Below are 15,222 nucleotides of genomic sequence, written 5' to 3' on the forward strand. Positions count from 1 at the left end.
TTCTTTATAGGTAATAATATGAATAACCCTGAATTGGTTTTCGCTATCGCTGCTTTGTTAGGTGCCTTAGCAAAATTAATCCTCGCAATAAAGTCCAAGTAACTAGATTTTCTTGGGCCTTACTAACCCTGATTGGCTTCAACCAATCGGGGGCGTTTTCTTTTAAAACGAATTGGAATTGGGACAATTTTTAACATAGATATTTATTATCTATAAACAGCCCCAAAAGCCTCCTAGGTGACTCTAAGCTCCCACTTACACCTGTATTCCATCTCACACTGATCTATTCCCCTCTTTTTGCAGTACAAGTTATTAATAATTCGATATAAATCGCTCTATTGTTTGAAATTGTTGTCTACAGTTTTATAGAGCTTGTCGCTTCAGTAATTGCCACAAGTAACGACACCTTTTGATGGTAGGTTTTGGTTATAAGGAAAGGAAATGGAAAGCCCAATTGTCACACTCACACATGCCAGCAAAAGCTTTGTTGATGGTAAAGACACTCATAGCGTGTTGGAAAATGTCGACTTCGCTTTGGCAACAGGGGCAAGCGTGGCTTTGACAGGGGCGAGTGGCAGTGGAAAGAGTACTCTGCTTAACATCATTGCGGGGTTTGAACCTCTATCCGGTGGAGAATTGTGGCTTGATGGCGAGAACACATCAAATTGGAAAGATCCACAATGGAGCCGATTTCGTCATCAAAAATTGGGCGTTATCTTTCAACAGTTCAACTTATTGACCCCACTCAACGTAAAACAAAACATCGCCTTCCCGCTCCATTTGAATCAACAAAAATGGAGCGACTGGTGCGATTATTTAGTTGATGCATTGGGTATCAACGAGTTACTCGAAAGACATGTATCCGCACTCTCTGGCGGTCAGCAACAACGAGTCGCAATAGCGCGCGCGCTAGCCCATAAACCCAAACTATTGCTTGCCGACGAACCCACAGGCAACCTCGACCACAAAGCAGGGTTAGAGGTTATGAAGCTGCTGAGTGAAATCACCACTCAAGGCAACACTGCGGTGCTTTTGGTTACGCACAGCCCAGAATGCGCCAGCTTTATGCAGACAAAATTGGTGTTAGATGATGGTTGTTTAAGGAACGCCGATCTAACCCCAAGAGTAGCAGCGTTGTGAGTAATCCAATGAAGCAAACTGGCTTCGCTCAGAACCAGCTCACCCATACCAAACTGACTCTGAATCTATTCGCGGCGCACTATCGTCAATCACCATTGCAAGCCGCAGCGATTCTGATCGGCATTGTGTTAGCGGTCACCTTGTTTGTCGCAGTGCAAGCCATCAACCTCAATGCCAAGCGCAGTTATGCAGAATCGACCGAGCAACTTAGCGCTCAAGCGCAGAACCTTATCATTCCACCAGCAGGGCAAAACTATTTGCCGGAATCGCTCTACTTCAGCTTAAGACAAAGTGGATTAAGCGCAGCGCTACCTGTTATAGAAGGGCGAGTAAGAGACGAGCAAGGTCGACGTTGGTCAGTTCAAGGCAGTGAGTTGATCGCCGCCCTCACTTCAAGATCTCGTCACGCTCGCGTCGACGAACAAAGCAACACTCAAACCAAAGAACCAAACATTTCCCTGTTCGACAATGCCTTACCTTTGCCGCAACTCTTAGCGGGTGAACCCATTGTGATGATGAGCCAGTCGCAACACCAGAACTTGGGAGGAGTAGACACACTCACTTTGGATGAAGTGCTCACTCAAGTGGTAGTGCTACCAGATGAATGGCAGCTAGGTAGCCGAATGTTGATGGATATTGGGTTCGCTCAGCAACTGCTTAACAAGCAAGGGCAACTGAGCTACATCGCTATTTTTGACACTAAGAGCGACACTAACAGCAATCCTCAGGATAAATGGCAAAGCCTTATTGGCGAGCAAGGACGATGGATTTCCAACAACCAAAGTACGGATCTGGGTTCAATTACCGATAGCTTTCACCTCAATCTCACCGCCATGAGTCTGTTGGCGTTTTTGGTTGGCCTATTCATCGCTTACAATGGTGTGAAGTACAGTTTACTGAAGCGTAATCGGCTATTGGTGCAAATTAAACAAGCCGGCATTACGCCAAGCATCGTGTTTTCAGCTCTGTTAGTCGAGCTGACTCTTTTAGTCACACTAGGCGCGTCGCTTGGTTTCATTCTCGGCATCCAACTCAGCCATTGGCTGCATCCAACCGTCGCGATAACACTTGAGCAACTTTATGGTGCAACACTGCTTCCCGGTACATGGCAGTGGCAATGGTTAGTGCAGGCACTGCTACTCACGCTGGCCGCAACGCTTGTCGCTTGTTGGCAACACTTTAAACAGCGGGTGCGACAACCCCTCTCTTCCCATGGCGGTTTCTATCAAGCGCCGGAAACGTCTAACGAAAATCAGCTGTTTGTTATCGGGTCAGTATTAACTATTCTCGCGTTAGCAGGTTTATGGATGAGCGAACATCATCGCTTCACCATGGCATGGCTCGGTGTGTTAGTGGTATCGATTCCTTTGTACCTGCCCAAAACGCTAAGCGTGCTAGCGAACTGGAGCGAAAAACGCACCCAATCGGGGTTAATACAATATCTGTTTGCTGAGCTACGTGAACTTATTTCCCCTCTCTCCCTTGCCATGATGGCGTTGCTTCTCGCTGTCACCGCCAATATCGGAATGAATACCTTAGTCGGCAGCTTTGAATCCACGTTAAAGCAATGGCTTGAACAGCGCTTACATGCCGATATTTACGTTAGCCCTGCCCAAGGTGAAATCGCGAATGTGGAACGTGCGTTAGAGCAGTTTGAAAATGTTGAAACCGTTTATAAGCAATATTATGTCGATGATAACTTGCAGGGCTTACCTACTTTGCTCGGCACCAAAGACAAAGACACACTTGAGCAAACCATGGTATTTCAATCCCACCTTGATGATTTCTGGACGCGCTTTTACCAAGGTGAATTCGTGGCGATCAGCGAACCTACGGCAGTGAAGCTCGGCTTGCCGCTTGGAAGCCGACTCAAGCTCGACGCGATCCAAGACAAAGCGCTCATCGTCGGGGCGATTTTCCACGATTACGGCTCACCGAATGGCGAAGTGTTACTTGCACCTAATTTGTGGATCGAAAGCGGATTTACTGACTTACCCACCAGCTTGGGAATCAAAGTCTCTGGCGACCCACAAGTGGTGTACGAACAGTTACGCCAACAACTCAATCTGCACCCAGGTCAGCTTTACAATCAAGCACAGATCAAATCGATCGCGTTGGATATATTCTCACAAACTTTTGCCATCACGCGGGCGCTTAATGGCGTCACATTAATGGTGGCGGTGATTGGGTTGTTCTGCGCCTGTTTCATGTTGCTCGATGCACGTAAAGCCGCCATTGCAAGGCTGTATGCACTCGGTGTTAGTCAGAAAAAATTGATGGCAATGGTGGTCGGGCAAATCGTTGTTCTGGTCGCCTTCACTCTGGTTATCGCTTTACCACTCGGCGCTATGGTCGGTTATGTGTTGACGGACATCGTTACCCTACGCGCCTTTGGTTGGAGCTTAAATTACGTATGGAATTGGAGTGATGCACTCAGCATCGCAACCATCACCATTTTAGTGGCAGTGATTGCGACCTTGATTCCACTGTGGCGTTTGGTCAGCAAACCCGTGGTATCCAGTTTACAGAGTGAGGTGTTGTGATGAATCGAACAATGAGAGTTTTCGTTCTCACACTTGGCATCTTGCTCCTTTTAGGGTGCGATGAATCCACTCAACCATCAGCTCAAAATATGGGCTCAATACTTGGCACTGGAAAACAAACCGACGATGAAACACAAAAAGAGACTGATCAATTCACACCGGTAGTTAAAGGTATCGACATCGCCTTCCCTGCCGACCATCAAGCACATCCAGATTTTCGTCATGAATGGTGGTATTTAACCGCAAACTTAATTGATGAAGAAGACAATGTGTTAGGTGTGCAATGGACACAGTTCCGCTTTGCGGCTGCACCACATGAAAGTGGCAATAGCACCAAGGAAACTACGTGGCAAAGTCAGCAGATTTACATGGCGCACAGCGCTGTCACCACTAAAAATAAACACTATGCCGATGAAAAATGGTCACGTGACCAAGCTGAACTGGCGGGTGTAAGCGATTCGCCGTTTCGTGTTTACCTCGATGATTGGCAATGGACGTCGACGACCGATGACCTGTTCCCAGCTACATTGGTCGCTAACTCGGGTCAATTTGGATATTCGCTTAAGTTAACCAACAACGCGCCATATCAAAAGCAAGGCGAACAAGGCTACAGCACTAAAAGTAGCGATGGCAAAGTGGCTTCCTATTACTACAGCCAACCATTCATCAATGTATCGGGCGAGGTAACTATTGATGGCGTCACCCATCAAGTTTCCGGCAAAGGTTGGATAGACAGAGAGTGGAGCTCGCAGTTTTTACTCGACTCGCAACAAGGTTGGGATTGGTTTGCGCTAAGGCTGAGTGATGAAACCAGCTTGGTGGTATTTCAACTTCGAAACTCAACTACAGGCAAAGCCAGCTATTCTCATGCGAGGTTGATGAATCAAGATGGCTCCGGCATCGCGATTAAGCAGCAAGACATCAGCTTAACCGCCATCAAGCAAACTAAAATCGACGGGCGTGACTACCCAACAGAGTGGCAAGTTTCGATTCCAAGCCAGCAAATAGAACTGACCGTCTCGGCACTCAATCCAAATGCCAAAATGCCGCTGTCGGTTCCTTATTGGGAAGGGCCAATTGAAATCAAAGGTTCTCATTCTGGGTCTGGCTATATGGAGTTGACTGGGTATTAGATTGTGTATTAATACAGGTGGAATCTAACAACAAATACATCGCGATAACCATCAACTAAAACACTTTCAACCAAAACCTCCACCACGGAGGTTTTTTGTTATTCCATATGTTCTATTTACCTTAACGCCTGTTGAAAAATATCTAATTTAACCAAACACTGGGCTCCCCTAAAATACCAATCAAATGGTTAGAGGAGATAGAACATGCTTAGCTCAGTGCACAATGACGAACTTAACAGATACATCGAGAAACTAGACTTAAACCTTACCAAGGATCAGGTTCGTGAACTTGGTTGGCAGCAAAGTAATGAAGAGGTAGGAAAAGAAAAAACAGTATTAGGCTCGTGGTTTTTCTTTTCTTTCTTTGGCTTATGTACGTCTGCATGTCTTGCGCTGCTAATGTATATCTCATGAAGATAAACAAAACAATGACCACGTATAACCAGCATGGAACCTTCAATTGGTTCGAGGTCGACGGAGAAACGTACATACTGTTCAAAGTGAGCAGCAACAGTGCTCTATTGAACCAACACTATGAGGATGTCACCGAACAACAGAGCGAAATATATGGGCTGTTAGGGGCGATTCCATAAGCTCATACTGCACGTATTCACTTATGGTCTATCTATTCACTTGTGGTCTATCTACGCACTAACTAGCGCAAACATCCGTTCTTTTGGCAACAAGACCGAGCTACAACAAACGGTTCTTATACTGCTCTGGCGTTTGGTTCGCGTAACGTTTGAACATGGTGATAAATGGGCTTGCTTGGTTATAACCCAATGTAAGAGCGACCTCTTTAACCGATTGGCCGTTTCTCAACAAGTCCATTGAGTATAGGTAGCGCACTCGCAGTCGCCACTCGGTAAAGCTCATTCCAAGCTCGGTCTGGCAGTGGCGAGAAAGGGTTCTTTCCGTGGTGTGGACACGTTCAGCCCAATCTTTCAGCGTCACTTCATCGGTTGGGTTCTCTTCAACAGAAGCCAATATAGGCGCTAGATACTTATTATCGGTTGAAGGCAAGAAGTGGTGTTCAACCTCACGCTGCGCAAGTTGGTCAAGCAGTACCTGAACGAGCCTTTGGTCTTGCTCGGTTTCCGCAACATTGATCACACGATCGCGAAAATCATCGATAATAGAAGACACAATCGGCGTGATCTTTATAAGGCTGGTTTTATCTGGCAGGTGTTGCGTGAGTTCTGGGGCGATATTTAGTGAACAGTAGTCCAAAGGCTTACGGTTATAACTGCAATGCATCACCCCGGCCGGTACCCAAATCGCTAGATGTGGTGGCGCTAGAAATCGAGTGCTTTCCGCTTCCATCTCTAATATACCACCACTGATCAATTGAACCTGTCCCCATGAGTGGCTATGAACTCGGGTTTCAGTGTTCGAAAGAAACGCTTCAAAATTCATAAATACGTTGGATGGTGCCTTATCAATTAATAAGGATGGATGAAGGTTTCTGGAGTGTTTTTTCAAACTTGTCTTCCTATCGCGCTTAATGTCTTTCTAAAGATACTTGTAAGTATAACGACCTGTCAAACTAGCCGCACCAACTCATTCGCCACGGAATTCACATGCATTACCTATTACCATTTTTTACAGTCTGTATCTGGGCCGCCAATGCAATCGTCAACAAGCTTGCTGCAAGCACCATAGAACCTAGCGCAATGAGTTTTTACCGCTGGTTTTTTGCGATGTTAATTCTCACGCCTTTCTGTATTCGCCCAGTGATGAAACAGTGGGCTGTCATTAAGCCAAACTTATCGAAATTAGCGTTCCTCGGCTTTTTAGGCATGGTGTTGAATCAATCTCTAGGTTACTACGCCGGCTTAACCACAACCGCTTCCAACATGGCATTGATCACGTCTTTAGTCCCGTTGATCAGTGTATTTTTAAGCGTCCCTTTGCTGCACAAGTCGATTTCTAGTTTGAGTATTGTGGGTGGTGTATTGTCGCTGTCAGGCTTAGCCCTGATGTTAGGTAAAGGCGATCCGTTATTCTTCATGCATCAAGAATTGACTCAAGGCGATGGCTATATGCTAATTGCAGCCTTTGTTTATGCTTCGTACTGTGTACTACTGAAACGCTGGAAAATGCCAATCAGTAGCTGGGTGGTGATTTACATTCAGGGTCTGTTTGCTGTCGCGATGCTTACGCCACTTTGGCTTACCAGCGAACAGCTTTTACCACCGCAACAAGCGATCCCATTGATAGCTTACGCCGCGGTTGCCGCTTCGATTTTAGCGCCTTGGATGTGGGTGAAAGCAATTGACACCATTGGTGCTGACTCAAGTGCGATGTTCATGAATTTGCTTCCGGTTGTTGCGATCGTATTAGCCGCGACATGGCTTGGTGAAGAGATTAACCAGTTCCACATCATTGGTGGTGTGATGGTGATTTCAGGTGTCATCCTTGCTCAAATCAGAAGAAAACCAAGGCTTGAGGCTCCTCTCCCTCAACAAAGCTAAACGCATTACCCAACGCTCACATTAGGGTAAAAATTCAAACTCACGTTTCACACAGCAAATGAGAGTGGCTACTGTAATCCATACTATGATGAGCCCTTACAGCAAGCGAGTAAAACGGAAGATTAGTCTAAACGCTTTACTTTATATCAGCACGATGAGTCGTTACTCAACTATTCTTCAGCAGTTATACCTTTATATCATTACAATCACACTCGATTAGTGCGAAATACACTCAAAGGCTTCCCTAACAACAATCCGAAAGGAAATATCTACGCGAAGGATCTATACTTCATGAAAGAGTAAAAGTGAGCTGAAGAATAAATAGTTTTAACTACCACTTTAGTGGTAATTGCGATAAAGTCACTTTAACTAAACCAAACAAGCAACGGTTAGTTGGCAAACAATAAAAGGTACCGACATGAGTACCTAAAGGCTTAGAAACACCTAGCATTACGCTAGGTGTTTTTTTTGCAATCTACCCTTTCTTTTAGCTTACTCTCGATTGTCTTTCCGTGTTTATCTCTCACCTTGAAACTCAATAACCATCAATATTCATCGGTTCGTCATCCGTTTGAAAAAAATAGTCTTAACCGTGAGATTATCCGCTTTAATTTCTATCATCTTATGTATATTGTTATTAGCAAGTAACAAGCATGTTATGCAGCATAATAATGAAGGAAGATAGATGAGCAGTAACAATAGCCGACAAGATGGTAAACGAGACGTTACTCTGCGTTTTTTAGCTGAACCCGGGGATGTGAACTTTGGTGGTAAAGTTCATGGTGGCGCAGCAATGAAATGGATCGATTTAGCAGCCTACGCTTGTTCCGCAGGTTGGAGCGGTAAATACTGTATAACAGCCTATGCAGGCGGAATTCGATTCGTTGCCCCAATTCATGTAGGCAACCTTGTGGAAGTAAGTGCAAAGGTCATTTACACAGGTTCATCTTCAATGCATATCGCTATCGACGTGCAAGCAAGCGACCCTAAAGAGCTCAATAACCGCCTAACAACTCACTGTATCGTTATTATGGTCGCTGTCGATGAGAATGGTAATCCGACTAAAGTGCCAGAGTGGATACCAGAGACGCCAGAAGACATCGAATTACGAGATTCGGCTATTCGCCTAATGAACATGCGAAAACAGATTGGTGAAGAGATGGAAGCTCACGTGAAGTACCTGAAATAAGGTCCACCAGCAGCCCTCCCCCTATAAAACTTTATTACAATGCCAAGCGCCTGCTTGGCATTGATCTATTTGATACCTTCGTGCTCTACACCGCCAAATCCGCTGCACACCCAATACAGACGATAAGAGCGTGATACCCAGCCAAAGGTTGAAATGAATCGGCACTTGTTCACTGATTTATTTTGACTGTAATAAAGTCGTCATTTTGCTCTGATTAAATACCGCCAATCATAATAGATGCATTTGAATTTCTTGGAGCCACTCTTGAGCGTCATACGCCCCACTCTTAGCGAGTCTACACTGAACAATTTAAAGGCTGTTGAGTACCAATGGGTTAGAACTTTGTACGTCGAAGGCTACGACAGCAATGAAATCAACCACTATATCCAAACGTGTTTCGGTGGAGATCCGACATTTGCCGATCTATTTCGTCGCGTGGCACTCGATCAAGAAAGTATCTATGTGTTGTTGCAACACTTAGGTTGTGCTCCTTCTAGTAAAGAGTTCTAACTTCTAAGTCCAACCAAAAACCAGAAGTATAAATAAACCTACCTCCATAACCCTCATGAATGTCACTTGAATATTTTGTAACTACCTCTCGCTTACCCATACATTTTCAGTGCAATTTCAGGTTTTGTTGCATACAAATCATTGAAGTATCACGCATTGGAATATTCACAACATATCAATAGTACAACAGCCACTTATACTGAGTGTCTGATTTGTGAGACTAGTTCATTTCTACAAGTAACCAAAATGAAGTGGTCGGTATTTAGGAGAGAAGTAACTCGAAACTTTGGGTTTTAAAGTAGATATGAGCGCGATAGTTAACGAGTAACGCTGACACAAAAAACAAAAAGTAGCAGGCATAAAAAAACCCAAGTAAATACCTGGGTTAGAGTTACAAAAACCACTAATCATTAATAGCGTAAGGAACCTGATTAGTAGCCAGCTATGCGTAACCTGAGGGTTATTTTTATTACTGATCGGCGGCCAAACCAAATGATGTAATAAAAATGCCAATATAGAGCGACCTAACGGTCGCTCTTTTTCTTTCTTATAGAGTACAGCTTATCCTTTTACACCACCTGCCGTCAAACCGCCAACTAACCAACGTTGAGCAAGTAAGAACACGATAGTAATCGGAAGTGCTGATAGTACAGCCGCTGCCGCAAAGTCACCCCATAGGTAGTTCTGAGGGTATAGGTACTGCTGCATACCTACTGCTAGCGTGTAAGAGTTCACATCTGTAAGTAGGATAGACGCTACTGGCACCTCACCCACTGTCGCGATGAAAGATAGGATAAACACAACCGCTAGGATTGGTACAGACAGCGGTAGTAGAACCAGTCTGAATGCTTGCCAAGGCGTTGCACCATCAAGGGCTGCTGCCTCTTCCAGAGAGTTATCAATCGTCTCAAAGTAACCCTTAATCGTCCATACGTGCAGTGCAATACCACCTAGGTAAGAGAAGATTAGACCACCGTGTGTGTTCAAGCCTAAGAACGGAATGTATTGACCAAGTTTGTCAAACAGCGCGTAGATTGCTACTAGAGCCAATACTGCTGGGAACATTTGGAAAATCATCATCGCTTTCAGGATTGTGTTCTTACCTTTAAAGCGCATACGAGCGAACGCGTAAGCCGATGTCGTAGACAGTGTCACAATCAGAATCGATGTGATACCTGCAACCTTCACTGAGTTCCATAACCAAGTTAGCACAGGGAACGGAGGTGACGTTACCGAGCCATCTGCGTTCGTTACTGACATACCCAATGCTAACTTCCAGTGTTCCAATGATGGGTTATCTGGAATCAAACTACCGGTTGCGAAGTTACCTTCACGGAACGAGATCGCGATGATCATCAGTAGTGGGAAGATAATCATTGCCAAGAAGCACCACAACACTGCATGCGTTGCCCACACTCGGTATTTAAGGCCTTTACCTTGTACCATAGCCATTGTCGTGCTCCTTAATCTTGAGACAGTTTAGTGAAACGAAGGTTTAGTAACGCTAGTGCACCAACCAATAGGAAGATAAGCGTTGCGATAGCACTTGCTAGACCGAAGTCTTGACCGCCGCCGCCTTCGAATGCAATTCGGTACGTGTAGCTTACAAGCAAGTCTGTGTAACCCGCTGGCTCAGAAGTACCAATCATGTTCGGGCCACCGTTCGTCAATAGTTGAATCATTACAAAGTTGTTGAAGTTAAAGGCAAACGCTGCAATCAATAGCGGTGTAAGCGGTTTAATCATCAATGGGAACGTAATGCGCTTGAAGTTATCAAGGAAGTTCGCACCATCGATTGCTGACGCTTCGTATAAATCATCAGGAATCGCTTTAAGCAGACCCATACATAGAATCATCATGTAAGGGAAACCTAGCCATGTGTTAACCATCAACACCATGGTTTTCGCTAAGATAGGGTCTGAGAACCAGTTCGGGCTTAAGCCGAAGATATTCTCGAGCACCATGTTGATCTCACCAAAGCTTTGGTTGAATAGACCCTTAAAGATAAGAATCGAGATAAACGCGGGTACGGCGTAAGGCAGAATCAGTAGAACACGATAAATAGAACGACCTTTCAACTCTTCCCATTGCACGATGTTAGCCAATACAAGGCCGATAACTAGCGTGAACGCTACGGTACATACCGAGAAGATAACCGTCCAAATAAAGATGCTGATAAACGGTTCTTTAATGCCGTCATCTTTCCATACACGCTCAAAGTTATGCGTACCAATGCTAACCACGAAACCTGGAGAGATGGTATTACCCGTAAACTCACCATTTGCATCAACAGGCTGGTAGAAACCCACATCCATATTTGGCTTGAGAACTTCACCCGTTTCATTGTTGATTAACGTTTCTTCATCGTCTTGTAGCGTGTAAAGCGGAGCAACAGAAGCAAACTTACGTAAGCCACTCATGCGGATGTCACCACCGTCAGGTAGATTGAAATCAACACCACTGATTGCTGCTCGGTTTTGAATGATCGCTTTGATCTTCTCTTTTTCACCTTGCGCAGACTCAATAACAGATAGGTCCATCTCTGTTTCTGTCATATTGTCTAGAGAAAATACGTCAGTCGCTAACAGTTGATCGCCATCTTTTACAACGATCTGGTGACCGTCATCTGTCTTGTACAAAGTAAATGGGTAGCTCTCACCGCTTTGGAAAGAACGGTCTAAAAGAACGGTTTGAGTGCGCTCTAGAGAAAGTTGGTTTTTCGCGCTGTAGTTAGTAAACGCAAGCCCTACGGTGTATGCCAATGGGAAAAGAATGAACAAGATCATTCCGGCAATACCTGGGTAAATATAACGGTGGGCGTAAGTTTTTTTACTACCAAAAATGTAAAGTGCCAAAGCCGTTAAGATCACTGTAAGCAGCGCAAAAGCGAGCTCACCGCGAGAATACATTAGAATTGTAGCGTAGCCGTTTATTAAGCCAACGCTACCAAGCAACCCCCATTTAATGAAGACGCTTTTACTGCCTGGAAGGCTTGATGGTGCTGGGATAGCATCTGTACCTTGAACTGACTGCATAGAGGAACCTGCTAGCGATATAGATAAAAAATAGAAAAGTAAGGAGAGGTTACCCTCTCCTTAAAAGGTAGTGCCTGGGTGTTACTTAACCATACGACCTTCAGCAGCTTTTAGTGCTTGGTCTACTGATTGACGGCCGTCAACTACGTTGCCGATCGCTTCTTCCATGCTGTACCAGAATGTTGTGAACTGAGGGATGTTAGGCATGATTTCACCGTTCATCGCGTTGTCCATTGTTGCTGCAATACGAGTATCGCTGTCTAGTTGACGTTGGAAAGAGTTAAGAGCAACAGCGCCTAGTGGCTTGTCGTCGTTCAGGCTCTTCATACCTTCATCTGTTAGTAGGTAGTTTTCCATGAACTCAACAGCTAGGTCGCGGTTTGGAGACGCAGTGCTGATACCACCTGCCCATACACCAACGAAAGGTTTAGACGCTTTACCGTTGAACTTAGGTAGTGTTGTTACGCCGTAATCTACGCCAGCTTTCTTGATGTTTTCCCAACCCCAAGGGCCGTTGATTGTCATTGCAACGTTACCTGCAACGAATTCAGACTCAGCTACTGAGTAATCCATGTCTGCAGAGATAACCTTGTCTTGTACCATCTTCTCGATGAAACCTAGAGACTTCTGAACACCGTCAGTCGCTACGCCCGCATCTTTAATGTCGTAACCTTCTGCAGTCTGTTTGAATGCGTAACCGCCGTCAGCTGCAAGTAGAGGCCATGTGAAGTAAGCGCCGCCACGTAGAGGCCACATGATCGCTTTCTTGCCGTCTTTTTTAAGTTCAGCATCAAGTGCTGGGATTTCTTCCCAAGACTTAGGTGGGTTAGGAACAAGCGCTTTGTTATAAATTAGCGAAACTGACTCAACAGCAACAGGGTATGCGATTGTTTTACCTTCGTATGAAACAGCGTCCCATGCGAAGTCTACGATACCTTCTTTAGTTTCTTTAGAAGGTTTGATATCAACAAGAAGTCCCGCTTCTGCATAGCCGCCAAAACGGTCATGTGCGTAGAAGATCATGTCTGGGCCATCGCCAGCTGCTGCTACTTGAGGGAATTTCTCTTCTAGCTTGTCAGGGAAAGCGACGGTTACTTTAACACCAGTATCTTCTTCGAAGCGTTTACCTACTTCAGCCATGCCTTCATAAGCTTTGTCACCACCTACCCAGATTGTTAGTTGTCCTTCTTCGATAGCAGCATTTGCACCAAAAGAACCCAGAGCAACTATTGTACCTAGAGCTACAGCGCTTAGAGCGTTTTTCATGTGAATATCCTTTTTATATTTATACGTAGGGCACATCTACCAAGACGAGCCAGTTTTCGGAGGTTATGATCTGAGAAAACAGACCCTAGCTCATCATCCTAGCCACTACGCCCTAGCTATTATGGCTTAAATTCGTGATCGCCATCCTGTCAGATTAGAGACTGCAATCACAAAACGTATACTCATCGTGATCAACATCACCGTTACGCGGTGGATTTATTTGAACTGGATCGCCAATTATTAATAACCCCATTTATCTACTCCTCCCCTCCTACTCCCCCTAGTTAATTTTCCATTAGGAGGATGTACCCTTACGCCAATTCACCGAAACTGCATTCATCCAAGAGTGGATAGTAAGAACCCTTTACCGGCAAGTGTTATGCGTTGACGCATTATTCATTTAGTTGGCTTCACTGCCCGCTGGTGTCTTATATTAGCATCGAGCTAAATCTGTGATTGAATCACGGGGGAGGTTTAGCTGGATGTGGGGGAAAATGGGCATCAGTTTGGCTATGACGGGTGGGCTTGGTTAAAGAAGCCAAGTCTCACCCACTTTTTTCTTACTCACTCAATACTTACCAATTCCTACAGTTACTGCTGACCCAAAAATTTCTTATAATGATAAGCAGTAAAACTTAAAATTTGATCGATCGAGGACAAGCTAGATGGCGAGTGTCACGTTAAAAAACGTTTATAAATCATATGGTGATGTACAGATTTCTAAGGACGTAACCTTAGACATCAACGAAGGTGAATTCGTAGTATTCGTTGGACCATCAGGTTGTGGTAAATCGACGCTATTACGTTGTATCGCAGGTCTAGAAGACATTACGTCTGGTGATTTGTACATTGGCGACCAACGCATGAATGACGTTGAACCGTCAAAGCGTGGCGTAGGTATGGTATTCCAGTCTTATGCGCTTTACCCTCACCTTAACCTATACGACAACATGTCTTTCGGTCTTAAGCTAGCAAACGCAAATAAAGCTGAGATCGACAAACGCGTTGAACATGCTGCAGAAATCCTTCAGCTTGGTCACCTTCTTGAGCGCCAACCTAAAGCGCTTTCTGGTGGTCAACGTCAACGTGTTGCGATTGGTCGTACTCTGGTTTCTCAACCAAACGTATTCCTACTTGATGAGCCTTTATCAAACCTAGATGCCGCGCTACGTGTTCAAATGCGTTCGCAAATCACCAAGCTACAGCGTCAACTGGGTTGTACCATGATCTACGTTACCCACGACCAAGTGGAAGCGATGACAATGGCGGATAAGATCGTTGTTCTGGATGGTGGTTATGTATCTCAAGTCGGTAAGCCGCTTGACCTTTACCACTACCCTCAAAACCGTTTCGTTGCTGGCTTTATTGGCTCACCGAAGATGAACTTCATGTCGGTACACATTGAACAAGCTGAAGCAGAACGCGTATTGGTACAACTTTCTAATGGCATGACTTTCTGGATTCCTGTTGACGGGACGACGGTTAATGCTGGTGATCGTATGTCTCTGGGTATCCGCCCTGAACACTTGATGTCTGCTGAATCAGGTGACGCGACGATTGAAGCTGACGTGATGATGGTAGAGAAACTAGGTAACGAAACTCAGGTTTACCTAAACCTTGAAAGTGCCGATGCTGATGTTATCTATCGTCAGCCAGACACGTTGAAAATCGAATCAGGTGACAAGTTGGCGATTGGTATTCCAGCGCACCGTTGTCACCTGTTCCACAGCGATGGCCGCGCATGTCGTCGTTTGTACAAAGAATACGGCACAGACTAATCGCTTAGCCTTTTAGGATATAACTTGCCCATATCGAATCCCTCTTACTCAGTAAGGGGGATTTTTTTATGTGCTGGATATTTTTATGTGTTGGATACGAGTTTCACTTACATTGAATAGTTCATGAGTCAGCCACTCGGTCTTTCGCTAGCGG

13 protein-coding genes and 1 pseudogene are annotated in these 15,222 nt (G+C 45.0%); 10 read left to right on the forward strand and 4 right to left on the reverse strand.

Annotated elements, in window-relative coordinates; genetic code table 11:
- Positions 1 to 441 precede the first annotated feature (441 nt).
- From ACED46_RS05165 to ACED46_RS05185, 5 genes are all read left to right on the forward strand, one after another.
- Positions 442 to 1,140, forward strand: coding sequence for an ABC transporter ATP-binding protein (locus tag ACED46_RS05165; protein ID WP_371721019.1), 699 nt, complete (start codon positions 442 to 444; stop codon positions 1,138 to 1,140).
- Positions 1,141 to 1,148: 8 nt separating this feature from the next.
- Positions 1,149 to 3,683 (forward strand): ABC transporter permease, encoded by a 2,535-nt coding sequence (locus ACED46_RS05170; RefSeq protein WP_371721031.1) that lies wholly within the window; start codon positions 1,149 to 1,151, stop codon positions 3,681 to 3,683.
- A gap of 11 nt (positions 3,684 to 3,694) precedes the next feature.
- On the forward strand, positions 3,695 to 4,816 hold the full coding sequence (locus ACED46_RS05175) for a lipocalin-like domain-containing protein (protein WP_371721032.1): 1,122 nt from the start codon (positions 3,695 to 3,697) through the stop codon (positions 4,814 to 4,816).
- Between the two features lie 204 nt (positions 4,817 to 5,020).
- A complete protein-coding gene (locus ACED46_RS05180) occupies positions 5,021 to 5,230 on the forward strand; it encodes a hypothetical protein (protein WP_048609786.1) in 210 nt (69 codons plus the stop codon).
- Positions 5,227 to 5,409 (forward strand): hypothetical protein, encoded by a 183-nt coding sequence (locus ACED46_RS05185; protein WP_065583542.1) that lies wholly within the window; start codon positions 5,227 to 5,229, stop codon positions 5,407 to 5,409. Before ACED46_RS05180 ends, ACED46_RS05185 begins: the two co-directional genes overlap by 4 nt.
- A 100-nt stretch (positions 5,410 to 5,509) precedes the next feature.
- Here ACED46_RS05185 and ACED46_RS05190 read toward each other — a convergent pair whose 3' ends face one another.
- Entirely contained in the window at positions 5,510 to 6,298 is a 789-nt protein-coding gene (locus ACED46_RS05190; protein WP_371721020.1) for a helix-turn-helix transcriptional regulator, read from the reverse strand.
- Positions 6,299 to 6,396: 98 nt separating this feature from the next.
- On the opposite strand from ACED46_RS05190, the gene ACED46_RS05195 reads away from it, so the two are divergent.
- The 4 genes and pseudogenes from ACED46_RS05195 (at position 6,397) to ACED46_RS05210 (ending at position 8,989) form a co-directional block, all read left to right on the forward strand.
- Complete coding sequence (locus tag ACED46_RS05195) at positions 6,397 to 7,290, forward strand: DMT family transporter (RefSeq protein ID WP_371721021.1); 894 nt, start codon at positions 6,397 to 6,399, stop codon at positions 7,288 to 7,290.
- Positions 7,291 to 7,338: 48 nt separating this feature from the next.
- Positions 7,339 to 7,593: pseudogene (locus ACED46_RS05200) on the forward strand (peptide ABC transporter substrate-binding protein); the annotation flags it as partial.
- A gap of 382 nt (positions 7,594 to 7,975) precedes the next feature.
- Positions 7,976 to 8,479, forward strand: a complete 504-nt coding sequence (locus tag ACED46_RS05205) for an acyl-CoA thioesterase (protein WP_004737700.1) — start codon at positions 7,976 to 7,978, stop codon at positions 8,477 to 8,479.
- Between the two features lie 237 nt (positions 8,480 to 8,716).
- Positions 8,717 to 8,989, forward strand: a complete 273-nt coding sequence (locus tag ACED46_RS05210; protein ID WP_019822928.1) for a hypothetical protein — start codon at positions 8,717 to 8,719, stop codon at positions 8,987 to 8,989.
- Positions 8,990 to 9,550: 561 nt separating this feature from the next.
- Here the strand turns inward: ACED46_RS05210 and malG are convergent.
- The 3 genes from malG to malE form a co-directional block, all read right to left on the reverse strand.
- Positions 9,551 to 10,441 carry a maltose ABC transporter permease MalG gene (malG, locus tag ACED46_RS05215; protein ID WP_017060050.1) on the reverse strand — a complete coding sequence of 297 codons (891 nt, stop codon included), beginning with the start codon at positions 10,439 to 10,441 and terminating at the stop codon, positions 9,551 to 9,553.
- A gap of 11 nt (positions 10,442 to 10,452) precedes the next feature.
- Complete coding sequence (gene malF / locus ACED46_RS05220; RefSeq protein WP_017060049.1) at positions 10,453 to 12,024, reverse strand: maltose ABC transporter permease MalF; 1,572 nt, start codon at positions 12,022 to 12,024, stop codon at positions 10,453 to 10,455.
- Between the two features lie 81 nt (positions 12,025 to 12,105).
- Positions 12,106 to 13,290 (reverse strand): maltose/maltodextrin ABC transporter substrate-binding protein MalE, encoded by a 1,185-nt coding sequence (gene malE / locus ACED46_RS05225; RefSeq protein ID WP_017060048.1) that lies wholly within the window; start codon positions 13,288 to 13,290, stop codon positions 12,106 to 12,108.
- Between the two features lie 665 nt (positions 13,291 to 13,955).
- Here malE and malK point away from each other — a divergent pair.
- Positions 13,956 to 15,068: a maltose/maltodextrin ABC transporter ATP-binding protein MalK gene (malK, locus tag ACED46_RS05230; protein ID WP_017060047.1), complete on the forward strand. Its 1,113-nt coding sequence runs from the start codon at positions 13,956 to 13,958 to the stop codon at positions 15,066 to 15,068.
- Positions 15,069 to 15,222: the final 154 nt, after the last annotated feature.

The organism is Vibrio sp. 1S139 (assembly GCF_041439475.1).
GTDB classification, from domain to species: Bacteria; Pseudomonadota; Gammaproteobacteria; order Enterobacterales; family Vibrionaceae; genus Vibrio; species Vibrio crassostreae_C.